16 protein-coding genes and 1 riboswitch are annotated in these 16,938 nt (G+C 38.6%); all 16 genes read right to left on the reverse strand.

The genetic code is table 11. The features are described 5' to 3' along the window. Positions 1 to 25: 25 nt before the first annotated feature. The 16 genes from O0V13_RS04985 to argB all read right to left on the reverse strand — a co-directional run bounded on the left by O0V13_RS04985 (position 26) and on the right by argB (position 16,928). Positions 26 to 2,992 carry a carboxypeptidase-like regulatory domain-containing protein gene (locus tag O0V13_RS04985; RefSeq protein ID WP_268033895.1) on the reverse strand — a complete coding sequence of 989 codons (2,967 nt, stop codon included), beginning with the start codon at positions 2,990 to 2,992 and terminating at the stop codon, positions 26 to 28. A gap of 336 nt (positions 2,993 to 3,328) precedes the next feature. Then, on the reverse strand, positions 3,329 to 3,670 hold the full coding sequence (gldC, locus tag O0V13_RS04990) for a gliding motility protein GldC (RefSeq protein ID WP_268033896.1): 342 nt from the start codon (positions 3,668 to 3,670) through the stop codon (positions 3,329 to 3,331). Between the two features lie 52 nt (positions 3,671 to 3,722). Then, the gene (locus O0V13_RS04995) at positions 3,723 to 4,379 is read right to left on the reverse strand and encodes a 3-oxoacid CoA-transferase subunit B (protein WP_268033897.1); all 657 of its coding nucleotides are present in this window, start codon (positions 4,377 to 4,379) and stop codon (positions 3,723 to 3,725) included. Positions 4,380 to 4,406: 27 nt separating this feature from the next. Then, positions 4,407 to 5,105 (reverse strand): CoA transferase subunit A, encoded by a 699-nt coding sequence (locus O0V13_RS05000; protein WP_268033898.1) that lies wholly within the window; start codon positions 5,103 to 5,105, stop codon positions 4,407 to 4,409. Positions 5,106 to 5,113: 8 nt separating this feature from the next. Then, positions 5,114 to 6,037 (reverse strand): bifunctional riboflavin kinase/FAD synthetase, encoded by a 924-nt coding sequence (locus O0V13_RS05005; RefSeq protein WP_268033899.1) that lies wholly within the window; start codon positions 6,035 to 6,037, stop codon positions 5,114 to 5,116. Further along, on the reverse strand, positions 6,024 to 6,710 hold the full coding sequence (truB, locus tag O0V13_RS05010; protein WP_268033900.1) for a tRNA pseudouridine(55) synthase TruB: 687 nt from the start codon (positions 6,708 to 6,710) through the stop codon (positions 6,024 to 6,026). Before truB ends, O0V13_RS05005 begins: the two co-directional genes overlap by 14 nt. 29 nt (positions 6,711 to 6,739) lie before the next feature. Beyond that, a complete protein-coding gene (locus O0V13_RS05015; RefSeq protein WP_073570242.1) occupies positions 6,740 to 6,952 on the reverse strand; it encodes a DUF3098 domain-containing protein in 213 nt (70 codons plus the stop codon). Position 6,953: 1 nt separating this feature from the next. Beyond that, positions 6,954 to 7,844 (reverse strand): cell division protein FtsX, encoded by an 891-nt coding sequence (locus O0V13_RS05020; protein WP_268033901.1) that lies wholly within the window; start codon positions 7,842 to 7,844, stop codon positions 6,954 to 6,956. Positions 7,845 to 7,901: 57 nt separating this feature from the next. After that, a complete protein-coding gene (gene pdeM / locus O0V13_RS05025; RefSeq protein ID WP_268033902.1) occupies positions 7,902 to 8,567 on the reverse strand; it encodes a ligase-associated DNA damage response endonuclease PdeM in 666 nt (221 codons plus the stop codon). Between the two features lie 138 nt (positions 8,568 to 8,705). Continuing rightward, positions 8,706 to 9,758, reverse strand: coding sequence for a homoserine O-acetyltransferase family protein (locus O0V13_RS05030; protein ID WP_268033903.1), 1,053 nt, complete (start codon positions 9,756 to 9,758; stop codon positions 8,706 to 8,708). An 8-nt stretch (positions 9,759 to 9,766) separates the two neighbouring features. Continuing rightward, positions 9,767 to 11,071: an O-acetylhomoserine aminocarboxypropyltransferase/cysteine synthase family protein gene (locus O0V13_RS05035; RefSeq protein ID WP_268033904.1), complete on the reverse strand. Its 1,305-nt coding sequence runs from the start codon at positions 11,069 to 11,071 to the stop codon at positions 9,767 to 9,769. Between the two features lie 149 nt (positions 11,072 to 11,220). Then, positions 11,221 to 11,329, reverse strand: a riboswitch (SAM riboswitch). An 85-nt stretch (positions 11,330 to 11,414) separates the two neighbouring features. After that, positions 11,415 to 12,065: a carbonate dehydratase gene (gene can, locus O0V13_RS05040; RefSeq protein WP_268033905.1), complete on the reverse strand. Its 651-nt coding sequence runs from the start codon at positions 12,063 to 12,065 to the stop codon at positions 11,415 to 11,417. Next, positions 12,062 to 13,606, reverse strand: coding sequence for a SulP family inorganic anion transporter (locus O0V13_RS05045; protein ID WP_268033906.1), 1,545 nt, complete (start codon positions 13,604 to 13,606; stop codon positions 12,062 to 12,064). Before O0V13_RS05045 ends, can begins: the two co-directional genes overlap by 4 nt. A gap of 100 nt (positions 13,607 to 13,706) precedes the next feature. After that, entirely contained in the window at positions 13,707 to 15,041 is a 1,335-nt protein-coding gene (gene argH, locus O0V13_RS05050) for an argininosuccinate lyase (RefSeq protein ID WP_268033907.1), read from the reverse strand. A 4-nt stretch (positions 15,042 to 15,045) separates the two neighbouring features. Beyond that, entirely contained in the window at positions 15,046 to 16,128 is a 1,083-nt protein-coding gene (locus O0V13_RS05055; protein WP_268033908.1) for a M20 family metallo-hydrolase, read from the reverse strand. Beyond that, positions 16,128 to 16,928 carry an acetylglutamate kinase gene (gene argB, locus O0V13_RS05060; protein ID WP_268033909.1) on the reverse strand — a complete coding sequence of 267 codons (801 nt, stop codon included), beginning with the start codon at positions 16,926 to 16,928 and terminating at the stop codon, positions 16,128 to 16,130. Before argB ends, O0V13_RS05055 begins: the two co-directional genes overlap by 1 nt. Between the last annotated feature and the right edge of the window lie 10 nt (positions 16,929 to 16,938).

Here is a 16,938-nt window from a genome sequence, read left to right on the forward strand (position 1 = left end):
ATTTTTTATGAGGGGTTATCGTTGATTAATTCAAGAATTCATCAAAAGTCAAGCTAACAAAGTACATGGTACCAACTGTTGGGTTACCCCAAGCTTGACGATACCCATCAGAGAACAAGTTAGAACCACCTACTTTTAGGATAGACTTGATGCTCTTCAATTTATAGCTTACTTGTGCATCGAATGTTCCAAAAGCAGGCATCACAGACATTTGAGAGGAGGATACTGCTGGAGAAACAAAAGAGGATTGCCATACGAATTCTCCTTGCCATCTATAAGCCATGGAGAAACCAAAGTTTTTCCATACTTCTCTGTTAGCGAAATTCAATACATATCTATATTCTGGAGTATTGAAGCTAGGCTGGAAACCAGTTTCAGCTAATTCATCTAGGTTGGAAAGCGTGTTGAATGAAACATTACCTCCGATCGAGTAATTCTTCGGAAGTTTGTAATCCATTCCAACAGCCCATCCCCAAGATTTGATTACTTCAGTTCTGTTTACAGGCATAGAAAATACATTTCTACCTCCTGGGCCTACGCCTATCAGGTTTAAACCAGTGATTGGATTAGGACCTGTAGAACCTGTGTCAGGATTTCCGTCTTGAATTAAAACTTGACCTCCAATGAAGTTTTCAAATCTGTTGAAATAGGCATATGCATCTACCAATAAGCGATTGGCAAACAATCCTTTATATCCAACTTCAAATGACTTAACTCTTTCTGGCTTGAATTCAGACAATTCATATGGTTGAAGTGTTGCCAAATTGTTTTGTGCAGCCAAGAAAGGAACCACCTGAGGAACCAATGTGGCTACAGCTGCCTGAATAGCATCTGGATCATTAGGAATCTGACCTGCAGCCACTTGCTGCATCACCAATTGAGTTGCTTGTTGAATTGCTGCTTGAATAATCGCTGGATTATTCACATCTGCTGCAACTCCTGCTCCATATTGAGTTACATTGGTAAGAGTGTAACCAGGGTTGCTATTTAAATTATAGCGGTCTCTAAAGATCGGCAATCCTCCGATTAATCTTGCTTGAGGAGTCAATAAGTCGATGTATTGATCTTGGGTTGTTGGGATTCTAAATCCAGTCTGATAGGAGGCTCTGAAATTATGATCTCCTACAGAATATACACCAGAAACTCTTGGAGACCACTGGCCTTGGAAGTTTTCGTTTTTATCATAGCGAACAGATGCAGTGAGTTTAAATCTATCATTGAACAACATTTTGGAGCCTTGTACATAGCCGCCGTATTCTTTGATATTGAACTCATTCCCATTTTCATCAGTTGCAAAAAGTGTTTTTTCAGAGTTCAATTGATAGATTCTATAATTAGCTCCAACTACGAATTCGGCAAATTTTATTTGATCAGCAAGATTATAAGAACCTTCGAAATGATAAAGGTTCGTTTTATCAACAAATTGGGCCCCTACACCTGAAGCGTTTCCGGGAATTGGTCTTGAAGTCACATCTTTCAATGCATTTTTGAATTCAGTAGAACCAGGCAAATATCTTCCTTGATCAGCATATGCTCTTGCAGCTCCATGTGCAGCATCTGATGTCATTCCACCTAAAATAGCTTGTGCATAAGCTCCAACATATTCAGGGAACCATTGAGTACTTGCTTTCCACGCTTCATTTATACCTTGGGCTGCAGTACCTACTGCAAATGCATCTCCGGATCTCTCCTGAGTAGTATAAGCTCTAACATACCAGTTGGCGCCTTTCAATTCAGCTTTGTACTGTCCCATGTTGAAATTACGGATAGAATATCTATCAGCTCCTGTATAGACAGTCGTTCCGTATCCATAATTGCCTTGAAGAACAGCTTCAACTCTGTCATTCAATCTCCAATGCAAAGCAGCATTCAATTTCAAAGATTTGGTACCATAATCCGCTAGATCACGCTCCATATATCCAGTTCTGGAAACATAAGTTTGAGGAATGATTCCTAATGCTGCTGCAGGTAAAACCCCTGCTCCAACCATGGATTGAGCCACAGAGAACATATTGACATTGGTCTCATCTCCGTAGATGTTTACACCATTGTAAGCTGGATTATTTTCTCTTGTTCCTCCTTCAATTGTCGATCCATTCAATAGAGATTGATCTCTGAAATCATTTGCTTGCCAATCATCAGCTCTTAGGTATTGCAAGTTTACCTTGAATGCGACTTTATCGTTGAAAGCCTTAGCATATCTTGCGCTAAAGTCATAAAATCCGGTGGTAGCAGTACTTCTTTCACCTTGATTCATGATACCGGTTTTCACATTTGCAGAAAGACCTTGGTATTGGAATGGGTTTTTTGAAGTCATTAACAATATTCCATTGATAGCATTCGGTCCATAAAGGGCAGAAGAAGCACCAGGCAGTAGCTCAACACTTTCCAAATCCAATTCTGAGATACCTAGAATATTACCAACAGAGAAGTTCAAGCCTGGGGCTTGATTATCCATTCCATCAATCATCTGAACCGTTCTTACGTTACCGTTGGCATTGAATCCTCGCGTGTTGAAAGATTTGAAAGTGAGTGATTGAGTGCTCATTTCCACGCCTTTCAAGTTATTCAAAGCATCATAGAAACTTGCTTGTGGCACTTCTCTTATTGCTATGATATCCATCTTCTCTACAGACACTGGAGACTTCATTACACTCTCCTCAACCCTTGAGGCGGAAATCACGACTTCCTGTCCGAGTACTGTTGACTCTTGAAGCTTCACATCTAGGTTTGATACTCCACCACTGATTTCAATTTCTTGGCTAGTATAACCGACCATCGAGAAAATCAAAGTGAAAGGAGGCTCTTGATTTACATTTAGGTTAAAGTTGCCATCAAGATCGGTAATTGTGCCAATTACCTTTCCTTTTACAATAATATTAACTCCAACTAAAGTCTCGCCAGACTCTGCATCTGTCACATTACCAGAAATGGTAGTTTGCGCAAACACTGTTCCTATACTCAAGGAAACTAGGATGACAAATGATGCCATATACCTAGAAAATTTGTGAGTAAAATTGCTCATAGGCTATTAAGGGGTTTTAAATTATAATCTATTAGAAATAGACCATAGGGATTAGTTTCGTACCGAATTTATTGTAAAAAGTGAATATAAAACGGTATATCCAAAAAAAACATTTTCGCCCTATACGGGAAATTAGAGGGTGATTTTGGAAACTTTAGCTCTATTAATGAAAAACTGAGAATGAATTGCGGAGAACTTTAGAGAATCGGAATAAGACTTTAATTATTATTAAAAAATCCTAAATAAAAATCTGAGATTTGCTCTAGATCAAAAAAAAGCCTGATTAAATATCAGGCTCTTATTTTATTTGTTTTTGGCATTTTCTTCATTGACATGTTTGACTAATCGATCACATAAATCTTTCATCTCTTCAGACATATATTCATCGCCTGTACTCGTCAATATCGTTTGTGCCATACCTCCAATCACATCGATGTAAAATCTTTTCATCTCCACTACAGACATTTCATCTGTCCACAAATCTATTCTCAGCGTACTTTGGTTCAAGTTATCCCAAACATTCAAACTGATACTTTTTGTAGACTCCAATCCCTCAGACTCTTTATCTGATGCATCCCATAGGATTTCTTTTGGTACATTATTTTCGTCAAGGGCGATTTGAAATTTTATATCTGACTTTTTCATTTTATAAATTTTGGGTGAAACCAAATCCAGCTTCCCCGGGTTCCATTTTTTCTTAAAATTTCATTTCAGGGATTTCTCCTTCAATAATCAACTTGCCTTCTGTCTTTGATTGAATCTCCTCAACTGATACTCCAGGTGCTCTTTCTTTCAAAATAAAACCACCTTCAGCCGCGACTTCAAGAACAGCCAGATCGGTTACTATTTTCTTCACACATCTAATACCTGTAATAGGCAAGGAGCATTCCTTCAATAGCTTGGAGTCACCACTTCTACTACAATGCTGCATGGCAACGATGATATTTTCAGCTGAAGCAACCAAATCCATGGCTCCCCCCATTCCTTTGACCATTTTGCCAGGAATCTTCCAGTTGGCGATATCACCATTTTCTGAAACTTCCATGGCTCCTAATATTGTCAAATGTACATGACCACCTCTGATCATGGCAAAGGATTCTGCGGAATTAAATAATACTGAACCTTTAACCATGGTAATGGTTTGCTTTCCTGCATTAATTAAATCCGGATCAATTTTATCTTCCGTAGGAAAAGGGCCAATTCCTAATAATCCATTTTCTGATTGCAAAACTACTTCCAAATCCTCCGGAATGTAATTGGCAACTAGGGTAGGGATGCCGATTCCTAAGTTGATGTATTGTCCATTTCGGACTTCTTGGGCTATTCTTTGGGCTATTTGTTCTTTAGTCAACATAATTCTTGAAGTTTTGAGATTAGAAAATCAGGAATGGGATACAGTCCTTTGTTCAATTCGCTTTTCATAATCTTTCCCTTCAAAAATCCGCTGAACATAAATTCCAGGTGTATGAATCTGATTGGGGTCCAACTCTCCAGCAGGAACCAATTCTTCCACTTCAGCTATGCAGATTTTACCAGCCGCTGCCATGATAGGATTGAAATTCCTTGCTGTACCTTTAAATATTAAATTTCCCGCAGTATCACCTTTCCAGGCTTTTACAAGAGAAAAGTCTGCTCTTAGCCATCTTTCCATCAAATAGAGTTTGCCATCAAACTCTCGGATTTCTTTTCCTTCAGCCACCTCGGTTCCGACTCCGGCAGGAGTGAAGAAGGCTGGAATTCCAGCTCCACCGGCTCTGACTCTTTCTGCCAAAGTTCCTTGTGGAATCAGGTCTACTTCCAATTCACCGGAAAGAAGCTGTCTTTCAAATTCTGCATTCTCTCCGACATAGCTAGAGATCATCTTTTTGACCATTTTCTTTTTCAGCAAAAGGCCAATTCCAAAGTCATCGACTCCGGCATTATTGGAAACAATGGTCAAACCATTGATTTCTCTTTTCAAAAGGGCAGAAATGCAGTTTTCGGGTATCCCACTCAAACCGAATCCCCCCATCATCAAAAATGAACCACTGGGAATGTCCTTTACGGCTTCCTGGGCGTCTTTTATTACTTTATTGATCATAATTGGGTTTATAAAATGAGTTTGGCTCTCTGCTGATCTTTGTGCAATTGAGCTTTTAGTCCTTCTAAATTCTCAAATTTTTGCTCTTCTCTCAAGTATGCCTTCAGATAAATTGTGATTTGTTTATCATAAAGGTCTCCTTGAAAATCAAACAGATGAGCTTCCACTGATTTTTTGCTACCGTCTACAGTAGGACGATTCCCAATATTTAGCATGGATTTGTAAATGCTTCCATTCACAGAAGCTTCCACAGCATAGACCCCGTCTTTGGGGATTAATTTATAATCATTTGGGATATGAACATTGGCTGTAGGAAAACCGATCGATCTTCCGATCTGCTGTCCTTTGACCACCAAACCATTCAATTCATAGGGTCTTCCCAAATAAGAATTGGCTGTTTCGATATCCCCGGATTCTAATGCCTGGCGGATTTTGGTACTGGAAACTCCGATCTCATCAACATCCTGTCTAGAAATCTCTTCCAATTCAAAACCATAGGAAGAACAGTTCTCTTTCAAGTATTCGAACGATCCTTCACGGTTTTTCCCAAAGCGATGATCATACCCAATGACCAACTTTTTGGTTTGGATTCTATTGACAATTACCTCTTCGATAAACTCCTTGGAAGTCAATTGGGAAAACTCCTTGGTAAAAGGAATAGTAACCAAATGATCAATACCAAACTGACGAAGCAGTTTGGCCTTTTCTTCAAAAGTTGAAAGTAAACGAAGTTTGTGCTCTTCAGGATAAAGAACCAATCGGGGATGAGGCCAAAAAGTGATCAAAACCGTCTCGCCTTCCACTGAGCGGGCGATTTCACGGATTCTATGTAATATTTTCTGATGTCCTAAATGAACACCATCAAAAGTTCCACTAGTGACTACTGGATTTTTGACTGGCAAGAACTCATTTAATCCCTCATAGATTTTCATCTGCTCTTCGGGCTTTTATTTCTTCTATTAAAGGCAAAAGATCTTTGGCATCCTCCAATTGAAATTCTCCAATTCTGGTTCTACAAAGTGAACTCATATAGGCGCCAACTCCCAATATTTCACCTAAATCTCTTGCTAAGCTTCTTATATAGGTTCCTTTGGAGCAAGAAATCCGAAATTCAACAACTCTATCTTGAAAAGAAATGATTTCAAACTCTCTGACTTGAACAGGTCTAGGCTCCATTTTTACGTCCAACCCTTTTCTTGCAGATTCATAGATACGTTTGCCATCAACCTTTATCGCTGAGTGCATAGGAGGGACCTGCATGATATCTCCAGTCAACTGGAGTGCTGCTGCTTTTACATCTTCCAAGGTGATATGGGATGCATTAGCAACAAATTCAACTGGTTTTTCCAGATCAAAGGACTCTGTGGTTTCACCGATGACGAAAGTTCCGGTGTATTCTTTTTCCTGACCCATGAAGGTTTCTATCTGTTTGGTCATTTTACCGGCACAAACGATCAATAAACCAGTTGCTAAGGGGTCAAGGGTACCTGCATGGCCAACCTTTTTGATTTTAAGTGCATTTCGCACCTTTTTGACAACATCAAAAGAAGTCCATTCTTTCGGTTTGTCAATCAAAAAGACCTCTGCGTAGGCTTGTTCTTGCATGTGTTGAAATAGAAATTTGGCCGATAGAATCAGCTATTCTTTTCTGATTTTGCCAAGATGGCATAAAACTCAAAAATAAATCCAGCTAGGGTAACAATTGGACCAATGGTCAATCCCAAGACTCCATTTCCGTGTGGCTCAGGATCTAAACCAATCAAGATAAAGCCCAAAATGATCAAACCGATCCCGATAAACATCAGCTTGTAATTTTTTCTGGAAAAAGGAAAAGATGCTTTACTCATATTAATACAATTCGTCCAATGTCATATTGAGATACTTATTAACAGCTCGCAAGGTACTGAGAACTGATAGAATTCCACCCACAACTACCAAAATTCCAAAAAGAATCAACATCAGTTCTTGGTTTTGAAGTAATGCAAAACCCTCAATTGCGGTTTGAGTATAGGAAATTAATCCAAATAAAATGAGAGAAGCAAAAGCTCCTGCAAGCATTCCAAATACCCAGGAACGCATCAGAAAAGGCTTTCTGATAAATGCCCTAGTGGCACCGACCAATTGCATGGATCTAATTAGGAATCTTTGTGAAAACAAGGCCAAGCGAATGGTATTATTGATCAACATCACGACAGTGATTATCAAAATCAGGATAAATCCACCCATTACCAAGGTAACTTTTACCAAGTTTTTATTGATCGATTCTACCAAATCTGTCATATAGGAAACTTCAAAAACACCAGGAATGGCTTCCAATTCTGTGGCAATGCTTTCCAATTGATCGGCTGTCTGGAATTCCTCAGAAATGGTGATAACATAGCTATCTCTCAAAGGATTATCCTCCAAAAATTTTGTAAAATCTTCACCTGTACTTTCTATGAAAGTTTTGGCTGCATCTTCATTGGAAATGTAACGAAGACTAACTGTATCCTCTTTGATCAATACAAAAGGACGACTGGCAAGATTATTTTTAACTGCAGTAATTTCTTCTGCTTTTAAATTTTTATCCAAAAAGATCTGGACTTCGACATTTTCCCGGATCAAACTGGTCAATGTTTTTGCTTGAATCAAAATGACTCCAAAAAGTCCAACAATAAATAGAGAAAGAGTTGTGCTAAAGAGTACGCTTCCGTATTTGAAATGCCCTAAAGTCTTTTTCTTGCGAGGGTAGTTTGCCATTTGGTTTTATAAATTCCTATCAAAGCTAATCATCCCCAAGGATTTTGCCAATTTGTTTCAGGAATGGATAAGAATCACTTTTTCTGTGGTAATTCCATAAATTTTTGATTGAGGTCGAGGTTTCATCAAAGCCAATCCGGTAAAATTCCCAAAAGCTGGTAGAATCATTCTGTTCTGTTCCAGATAAAAACAAGAAATCCTCACTGATTGTCTACCCAATCCCATTAAGCGGACTCCCGGATGAATGTGTCCACAAAGATTTAAATATCCATCTGGCACATTTTCTATTGGCTCATGGGAAAGCATCAACTGGGATAGGAAAACCGGCTGTTGATGAATTTTCATCGGACTATTTCCATAAAATTCCGAGGAAAGGACATCGTGGTTACCTTGAACCAAATGGAATGAGATTTTATCAAAATCCCTCAAAAACTTCATTAAAACGTCCCATTGTCCATTCCAATCGCTGTGAAACAAATCTCCTAAAAAGTAAACATCGGATGGATTGAAATGTTGAAATAGTCTTTTCAAACCTTCTAAATCTTCTTGATGGATTGGTTCCGGAATGGGAATTCCAGACTTTCTAAAATGAGCAGCCTTTCCAAAATGAACATCTGAAACCAAAAGAGTTTTCAATTCAGGAATCCAAATAGCCTTTTCCTTTAACAGCCACAATTCCATTCCCTGATGTTCGATAATAGCTTGATTCAATGCTTGCTTCATTAGAAACCAAAACTAATTTGAAAGCCATTATTGAACTAATAGAAATTTGAATTTTCTGACATTTGGCGTCATTGAATAAAAAAAACCTCCATGGAATCTCCACAGAGGTTTTTAAAAACTTAATCCAAATTAAAATCTTTATTCATGCTCCAAATAAAAGGATTGGAGGAAATAACTTAATTGTTCAAACTCAATCAGAAAGGCATCGTGGCCTGCCGAGGATTTGATTTCCTTATAGGTTCCTCTTTTGACATGTTTGGAAATGAATTGAGACTCTTCTGGTAAAAACAGCAAATCGGTATCTACACCAACAGTTAATACTTTGGCTTCGATTAATCCCAAAGCAGCTTCCAAACCACCTCTATTTCTTCCTAAATCATGACTATCCATGGTTTTGGACAAAGTCCAATAGGAGAGCGCATTGAATCGCTTGGCTAGTTTTTGTCCTTGATAGCGCAAGTAAGAGGATGCTTTGAAATTATCCAGTTTTGAATCCTGATCCTTTTGTTTCTTCTGCAAATCACCAGGATGTCTGTAACTCAACATAGCAATTGCTCTAGCTGTTTCCAGACCTTTTTGGCCAGCAAACTCACTTTTTTCTCCCCAAGTACAATCAGATTCGATTGCCATTCTCTGGGTTTCATTAAAACCAATAACCCAAGGAGAAGATTGTGAGGTAGAAGCCAATACGACCAGATTCTTCAATTTTGAACCCAAAGTGATAGCCCATTCCAGCGCCACTTGGCCGCCCAAAGAACCCCCAATTAAGGTATGGATTTGCTCCAAGCCCAAATGATTTCTTAGCCTTTCCAATGAATTGGCTAAATCACGTGGTGTCACATGAGGAAAATCGTAATAGTAAGTTTCCCCAGTTTCTGGATTTTTACTCAAAGGATTGGTAGATCCATAATTGGAACCCAACAAATTGGCACAGATGATAAACTTATCTGAAGGGTCAAAGAATTTGTCTTCACCAATTAATCCATTCCACCAATCTGAGGCATTCGAATCACCAGTCAAGGCGTGTACAACCCAAACCACATTGGATTGATCCTCATTGAGACTTCCATAAGTAGTATAAGCGACATCAAATTGGGAGAAAGATTCCCCTGACTCAAGTTCAAGGGCTTCAAAGGACTGAAATAATTCCAAAGACATGGTAATCGTTGCGTATTGACTTTTAAGGTTCATTCTTGATTTTAGATTGAATCAAATGCTTGTTGAAGATCAGCTTTGATATCTTCTATGTGTTCTATTCCCAAGGAAATACGAAGTTGAGTAGGAGTAACTCCTGATGCTTTTTGCTCTTCTTCAGATAGCTGTTGGTGAGTGGTCGCAGATGGTTGAATAATCAAGGTCTTTGCATCACCTACATTTGCCAAATGGGAAATCAATTTCAAATTATTAATGATGGCAGAGGTTTGTTCTTTGTCTCCTTTCACTTCGAAACTTAAAACACCACCAAAACCATTTTTTAAATACTTTTTAGCCAAAGCATTGTAAGGAGATGAGTCCAAACCCGGATAGTTTACTTTTTGAACTTTCGGATGATTTTCTAGCCATTTTGCCAATTCCAAGGCATTATCAACAGTTCTCTGAACTCTTAGAGAAAGCGTTTCTAAGCCTTGCAAAAGCAAGAAAGAATTGAATGGACTGATTGCCGGTCCAAAATCTCTCAAACCTTCAACTCTAGTCCGGATCGCAAAAGCAATATTCGGAAGACCTAGAGGGTTCCCATCCCCAAAAACATCCCAGAAGTTCAATCCATGATAACCTTCAGAAGGCTCACTGAACTGAGGGTATTTTCCATTTCCCCAGTTAAAATTCCCAGCATCGATAATGATACCTCCAATAGAGGTTCCGTGTCCACCAATCCATTTGGTAGCTGAGGAAGTCACAATGTTGGCTCCGTGCTTAATTGGGTTAAATAAATATCCACCTGCCCCAAAAGTATTGTCGACTACCAATGGGATTTCATGCTTTTTAGCTACCGCGGCAATTGCATCAAAGTCAGGAATATTGAATTCAGGGTTACCGATTGTTTCCAAATAAATCGCTTTTGTTTTGGAATCAATCAGTTTTTCAAAAGCCTCTGGAGAATCTCCTTTGGCAAATCTTGCTTCAATACCGATTCTTTTGAAGGCTACTTTGAATTGATTGAATGTACCTCCATATAGGAATGAGGTAGACACAAAATTATCACCGGCCTGTAGGATGTTATTCAAAGCCAAGAATTGGGCAGCTTGACCAGATGCCGTAGCGACTGCTGCCACACCACCTTCTAGAGCTGCAAGACGTTTCTCAAAAACATCTGTGGTAGGATTCATGATTCGGGTATAAATGTTCCCGAATTCTTTTAGTCCAAAAAGGTTTGCTCCATGTTCTGCGGAATTGAAAACATAAGAGGTTGTTTGGTAAATAGGAACCGCTCTTGCGTTAGTTGCTGGGTCTGGTTCCTGTCCAGCATGTAGCTGAAGTGTTTCGAAACGATAGTTCGCTGACATAATTAATGGGTTTATGGTTTTAGAAAAAAGACATAGAAAAAACAGCTCAATGAAAAGATTGAGTTGAAATAAATAGAATAAAATCTCTTTGAAAGAGGGGAGGTTTGTCCAGTAAGTGGGATTGAAAATCCTTTGTTCATATCGCAGAGAATTTATAGTTCCAAATAAGACCATCTCATTTGGCAGGAATTGGCACCTTGGTTTTTCCAGGTTGCCAGAGGGTCATAGAGCCTGTCTCTCGCCTCTTCTTTATAAATCCTTGCACGGAAAAAGTGAAAGGATGATGTAAAGATGTAAGAACTAGGTGAATTTTCAAAAAAGAATTTCACCTAGTTCTTAATTTTTATGAATCTTTGAGCTGATCCATGTCATAACGGAAGATGGGAGAGATGTTGTCGAAATCAGGCTTGATTGTGACTAACTCCTTTACAAGTCCATCTTTGAGTCCATACACCCATCCATGAATTTCCGGGGCTTTTCTATTCGCCCAAGCTTTTTGGACAATGGAAGTTTTGATCAAATCCTGACATTGCTCAATGACATTTACTTCGACTAGTTTATCTACTTTATCTGCATGTACCTCAATAGCGTCAATCTCTGACTGATGTTTGGAATAGACTTCTTTGATGTTTCTTAGCCATTTATTGATCAAACCCAAATGATTCGGGGTCAATGCAGCATCCACACCACCACAGCCATAATGACCACAAACTATAATATGTTCCACTTCCAATACTTCAACTGCATATTGAAGAACAGAAAGCATATTCAAATCTGTATGGACCACCATATTGGCGATATTTCTATGGACAAAAATCTCACCTGGATCAGTTCCGGTAACTTCATTTGCAGGAACTCTACTATCCGAGCATCCAATCCATAAAAATTTGGGCTTTTGTTGTTTGGCTAATCTTTGAAAAAATTCCTTGTCTACTTCTACCATTTCTTCAGACCAAGCTTTGTTTTGGAGAAGTAGTTTTTCGTATGGATTCATATAGTTTTGTTCAGGTTAAAATTAAATCCTTCTATAGTTACAGTAATATTTTTATCAGGAGAGCTATCTATGAAATCATTTAAAACCTCCTGAATATCATGATCAATAAATCTAGCTTTTGTAGCATTTAGAATCACTTCACTACCTGAAGGGATTTCTGATAATTTTTTCATCAAAGGGGCCTTGTTCAGGAATGACACGTCTTTTTGAAGCTTTACCAGGTAGCTACCTTTCAGCTCAGTTACGATGACAGACCGTTGATAATTCGTTCTGATCACAAAGAATATCCCGAAAATCATTCCGATACCTATCCCCACCAAAAGATCCGTAAACAAGATCGCAATTACTGTAACGATAAAGGGTAAAAACTGATTGATACCTTTTTTATATTCATTGATAAAAAGACTTGGTTTGGCCAATTTATATCCTACCACAAAAAGGACTGCAGCAAGACAACTTAATGGAATTAAATTTAAAATGCTTGCAATCCCAATAACCAAAACCAATAACAATACCCCATGCAAAATAGCCGAAAGTTTAGTTTTTGCCCCTGAATTAATATTTGCTGAGGTTCTAACAATTACTGCAGTCACAGGTAGGCCACCAATCAATCCTGAAACAGTATTCCCAATTCCTTGCGCAACCAATTCCTTAGAAGAAGGAGATAACCTTTTGTAAGGATCCATTTTATCTCCGGCTTCTAAGCAAAGCAAAGTTTCAATACTTGCGATTATTGCTATTGTAACTGCAATAATCCAGAATTCAGGACTTGTTAGTAATCCAAAATCCGGAAAAGTGACTAATCCGCCTAAAGAAGTCAAACTATCCACTACTGGAATACTTACCAAATGCTCTCCGTCCAATTGCCAAGAAGTTATAAAAGTACCATAGAATTGATTGATCAATATCCCACCAATGACTGCCCAAAGCGCTCCAGGTATTAATCCCAGGACTTTATGATTTTTGATTTGAGGTCTGTCAAAAAAGAGAATAATTCCCAATGAAATTAAAACTATTGGTATTGCACCCGGACTGAAGTACTTGAAAGCATACCAAATTTCGGTGATCGTATTATGTGAATCAGCTTGAAGAAAAGTTTCATCTCCCATTGTATCCTTATCATAACCCAAGGCATGAGGAATCTGCTTCAAAATCAGGATCAAACCAATTGCTGTAAGCATCCCTTTGATCACGGAATGAGGGAAGTAGTAGCCCAAAACACCTGCCTTTAAGAAACCCAAAATCATTTGGATTAACCCAGCTGCAACAACTGCGGCAAGAAACAATTCGAAAGTCCCTAATGAAGATATTGCATCAAGTACAATGACTGTAAGGCCTGCAGCAGGTCCACTTACACTAACATGTGAACCAGAAAAAGAACCGACTACTATTCCACCAATGATTCCTGCAATCAGTCCTGACATAGGAGGAGCACCGCTAGCAATAGCGATTCCCAAACAAAGGGGGAGAGCAACTAAAAATACAACAAGACTCGATTTTAAATCATATTTCAGATTCGAGCCAAAAAGGGAATTATCCATAGATGTGGGTTTATTGTTGAGGACGGGAAAAACCCATCCTCATCAAAAATAACTTTATCTAAGATAATTAAAACCTGAAAATTAGTAAAGAGGGACTATTTTAATGGATCAGCTTATTAAAGGCTTCATCGATTTTGCCAAATTGGAATGCTTGAATAGCTGAATCAAGTTTTCCTTGGATCTCAGGAAGGTTCAAATTTCCAATACTTCCTTCATGGCTATGCTTCAACTGACTTTGATCAGGGTTGAAATCATCTTTTTCAATATCCAAACCTACTTTTTTGTAAGCATCTCTAAACGGCATGCCCTCCAGTACCAAGTCATTTACAACTTCTACTGAGAACACATGCTTGTAAAAAGAATCTTTAAGAATATCCGATTTGATCTGGATTGACTTCAACATGAAAGTAGTCATCTCAATACAAGATTGAAGAGAATCTATTGCTGGGAATATTTCCTCTTTCAACAACTGAAGATCTCTATGATATCCTGTAGTAGAATTCGTCAATAGAAGTGCTATCGTATTTGGAACTGCCTGAATTTGATTGGTCTTAGCTCTAATTAATTCAAATACATCAGGATTCTTTTTATGAGGCATGATACTGGAACCGGTCGTCAATTCATCTGGAAATTTGATGAAACCGAAATGTTGATTCATGAACAGGCAAACATCATCGGCAAGTCTATTGAGTGTTCCAGCCATTCCAGCAACTGCAAAACCTAAGGTTCTTTCAGTCTTTCCACGGCTATTTTGAGCATTGATTACATTATGATGTAAGTCAGCAAATCCCAAAAGATTGGTGGTCATTGTTCTATCCAATGGAAAACTAGAGCCATAACCGGCAGCTGAACCTAATGGATTTTTATTGCTTAAATCAAAAGCTGCCTTCAATAAGCCTAGATCTTCACTGATCCCTTCTGCAAAAGCCCCAAACCATAATCCAAAAGAAGAAGGCATGGCCAATTGAGTATGCGTATAACCCGGCATCCAATCTTTTTTATGCTTTTCTGCCAATTCAAGAAGTAAGGTGGTCAATTCAGTACTTGCTTCCACCAAACCACGGATAGCAGCTCGGTAATACAGTTTCAAATCCACCAAAACCTGGTCATTTCTACTTCTACCGGAATGAAGCTTTTTACCAACATCCCCATATCGCTCTGTCAACAGGAACTCTACTTGGGAATGCACATCCTCAACTCCTGGCTCAATTACAAATTTTCCAGTTTCAATTTCCTGGTAAATCTCTTTGAGTCCTTTTTGAAGAATCTCATTTTCCTCTGTCGTTAGCAATCCAATTTTGGCCAACATGTGAGCATGAGCCATAGAACCTAAGACATCAAAGGGAGCAAGAACCAAATCAAATTCCGGGTCTCTACCGATAGTAAAGGATTCAACTTCTTTTTTGCTATCGGTGGCTTTTTGCCAGATTTTCATGAGATTATAAATTTGAAGATTTTAAAGAGGCGTATTTTTCAAGGAGCTGAACGTATCCAGTTATTCCTTTTTCTATTTCATCCAAATAAATGAATTCATCTGCAGTATGAGAACGTGCAGAATCTCCGGGGCCGATTTTGACCGAAGGAAACGGGATCAAGGCCTGATCTGAAAGAGTAGGGCTTCCATACTTTTCTAAGCCCAATTCATCAGCTACTTTCAAAATCAAATGACCCTTGGGTACATGAGAACTTTGAAGTCTCAAAGATCGTGGCGTCAATTCTGCTGAAAGACTATTGACCAATTCTCCCAAAGCCTCTTCCAACGTATATGCATCTGTTACCCGAACATCCAAAGTGTATTCACAAAGATCAGGAACTACATTATGTTGGCTACCCGATTGGATGATGGTGGCAGATACTTTGGTTTTACCCAAAAAAGGCGAAACTCGATCAAATTTGAAGTCACGGATTGTGATCAAATCATCCAAGGCTTTATAAAGTGCGTTTTCTCCTTCCTCACGTGCTGCATGACCAGCTTTTCCATAAACTTTGGCATCGATGACCATCAGGCCTTTTTCTGCCACAGCTAGATTCATCAAAGTTGGCTCGCCAACGATGGCTAATTCAGGCTCAGGTAATTCTGAAATAACATGTGCAATTCCGTGTGCCCCAGAAATTTCTTCTTCAGCAGAGGCAATCATGATCAAATTAAATGGAAGATCAACTCCTTTGAAATGAAGAAATGCGGCAATCAAAGAGACTAATGGACCTCCTGCATCATTGGAACCTAATCCAAAAAGTTTTCCTTCTTCAACTATGGCTTGGAAAGGATCTTTGGTATAGCCGACATTTGGTTTAACAGTATCATGGTGAGAATTCAACCAAATGGTTGGTTTGGAAGGGACAAACTTGTTGGCAAAAGCCCAAATATTATTGCCTTTTCGCTTAATATCTACATCTCTCTCAATGAAAAACCTACTGATCAGGGTGGCTGTATCTTCTTCTTTTCTAGAAAGGGAAGGAGTTGAAATCAAATCCTTCAAAAGCTCAATAGCATCCTGAACAATTCCTGTTTGTATTTCCATTAATATAGATCGTATCTGTGTCGTTCGATGATAGTCCCCGATAGTTTGCCTTTGATGGAAAGTAATAAGTTTTCAGCTTTTCCGATCCACACATTATGTACTCCTTTTTGAAGTGCTTCGAATGCATTGTCCAATTTTGGAATCATGCCTGAATGAATCACATTCTCCTTTCTCAATTCAGCATAGATATCTTCATTGATTCTAGGAATGATAGAATTTTCATTCTTTTCATCCAATAGAACTCCGCTTTTGTTAAAGCAGAAATAAAGATTCACTTGATGCTCTTTTGCCAAACTAGTAGCTAGTGCAGAGGCGATGCTATCAGCATTGGTATTCAATAATTGTCCCTTTTTATCATGGGTGATTGCACTCAAAACTGGAACTAAATCAGCACTTAACAAATGCTTGATTAAATCAGTATTAACTTCCTGTATATCACCAACAAAACCATAATCAATTCCTTTGACAGGACGCTTTTTTGATCGGATAATATTTCCATCGGCACCACTCATTCCAATTCCATTCACATGCAATGCCTGCAATTTGGCTATGATGTTTTTATTGATTAAACCGGCATAAACCATGGTTACTACATCCAAAGTATCTTTGTCGGTAATCCTTCTTCCATCAACCATTTCTGGCATTACGCCTAAAGATTCACCAAATCGGGAAGCCATAATTCCTCCTCCATGGACCAAAATTTTATGTCCAGGAAATTTGGCAAACTGTCCCAAAAACTCATCAAGCTTTTCAGGAAAGTCAATCACATTGCCACCGATCTTGATAATACTAATCTTCATAATAAGGGTA

Source organism: Algoriphagus sp. PAP.12, from assembly GCF_026652115.1.
Classification (GTDB): Bacteria; Bacteroidota; Bacteroidia; order Cytophagales; family Cyclobacteriaceae; genus Algoriphagus.

Excerpts from the sequence above, each read along its gene's own strand:
- O0V13_RS04985 (WP_268033895.1), bottom strand. The coding sequence starts at position 2,992 with ATGGCATCATTTGTCATCCTAGTTTCCTTGAGTATAGGAACAGTGTTT.
- gldC (WP_268033896.1), bottom strand. The coding sequence starts at position 3,670 with ATGAAAAAGTCAGATATAAAATTTCAAATCGCCCTTGACGAAAATAAT.
- O0V13_RS04995 (WP_268033897.1), bottom strand. The coding sequence starts at position 4,379 with ATGTTGACTAAAGAACAAATAGCCCAAAGAATAGCCCAAGAAGTCCGA.
- O0V13_RS05000 (WP_268033898.1), bottom strand. The coding sequence starts at position 5,105 with ATGATCAATAAAGTAATAAAAGACGCCCAGGAAGCCGTAAAGGACATT.
- O0V13_RS05005 (WP_268033899.1), bottom strand. The coding sequence starts at position 6,037 with ATGAAAATCTATGAGGGATTAAATGAGTTCTTGCCAGTCAAAAATCCA.
- truB (WP_268033900.1), bottom strand. The coding sequence starts at position 6,710 with ATGCAAGAACAAGCCTACGCAGAGGTCTTTTTGATTGACAAACCGAAA.
- O0V13_RS05015 (WP_073570242.1), bottom strand. The coding sequence starts at position 6,952 with ATGAGTAAAGCATCTTTTCCTTTTTCCAGAAAAAATTACAAGCTGATG.
- O0V13_RS05020 (WP_268033901.1), bottom strand. The coding sequence starts at position 7,844 with ATGGCAAACTACCCTCGCAAGAAAAAGACTTTAGGGCATTTCAAATAC.
- pdeM (WP_268033902.1), bottom strand. The coding sequence starts at position 8,567 with ATGAAGCAAGCATTGAATCAAGCTATTATCGAACATCAGGGAATGGAA.
- O0V13_RS05030 (WP_268033903.1), bottom strand. The coding sequence starts at position 9,758 with ATGAACCTTAAAAGTCAATACGCAACGATTACCATGTCTTTGGAATTA.
- O0V13_RS05035 (WP_268033904.1), bottom strand. The coding sequence starts at position 11,071 with ATGTCAGCGAACTATCGTTTCGAAACACTTCAGCTACATGCTGGACAG.
- can (WP_268033905.1), bottom strand. The coding sequence starts at position 12,065 with ATGAATCCATACGAAAAACTACTTCTCCAAAACAAAGCTTGGTCTGAA.
- O0V13_RS05045 (WP_268033906.1), bottom strand. The coding sequence starts at position 13,606 with ATGGATAATTCCCTTTTTGGCTCGAATCTGAAATATGATTTAAAATCG.
- argH (WP_268033907.1), bottom strand. The coding sequence starts at position 15,041 with ATGAAAATCTGGCAAAAAGCCACCGATAGCAAAAAAGAAGTTGAATCC.
- O0V13_RS05055 (WP_268033908.1), bottom strand. The coding sequence starts at position 16,128 with ATGGAAATACAAACAGGAATTGTTCAGGATGCTATTGAGCTTTTGAAG.
- argB (WP_268033909.1), bottom strand. The coding sequence starts at position 16,928 with ATGAAGATTAGTATTATCAAGATCGGTGGCAATGTGATTGACTTTCCT.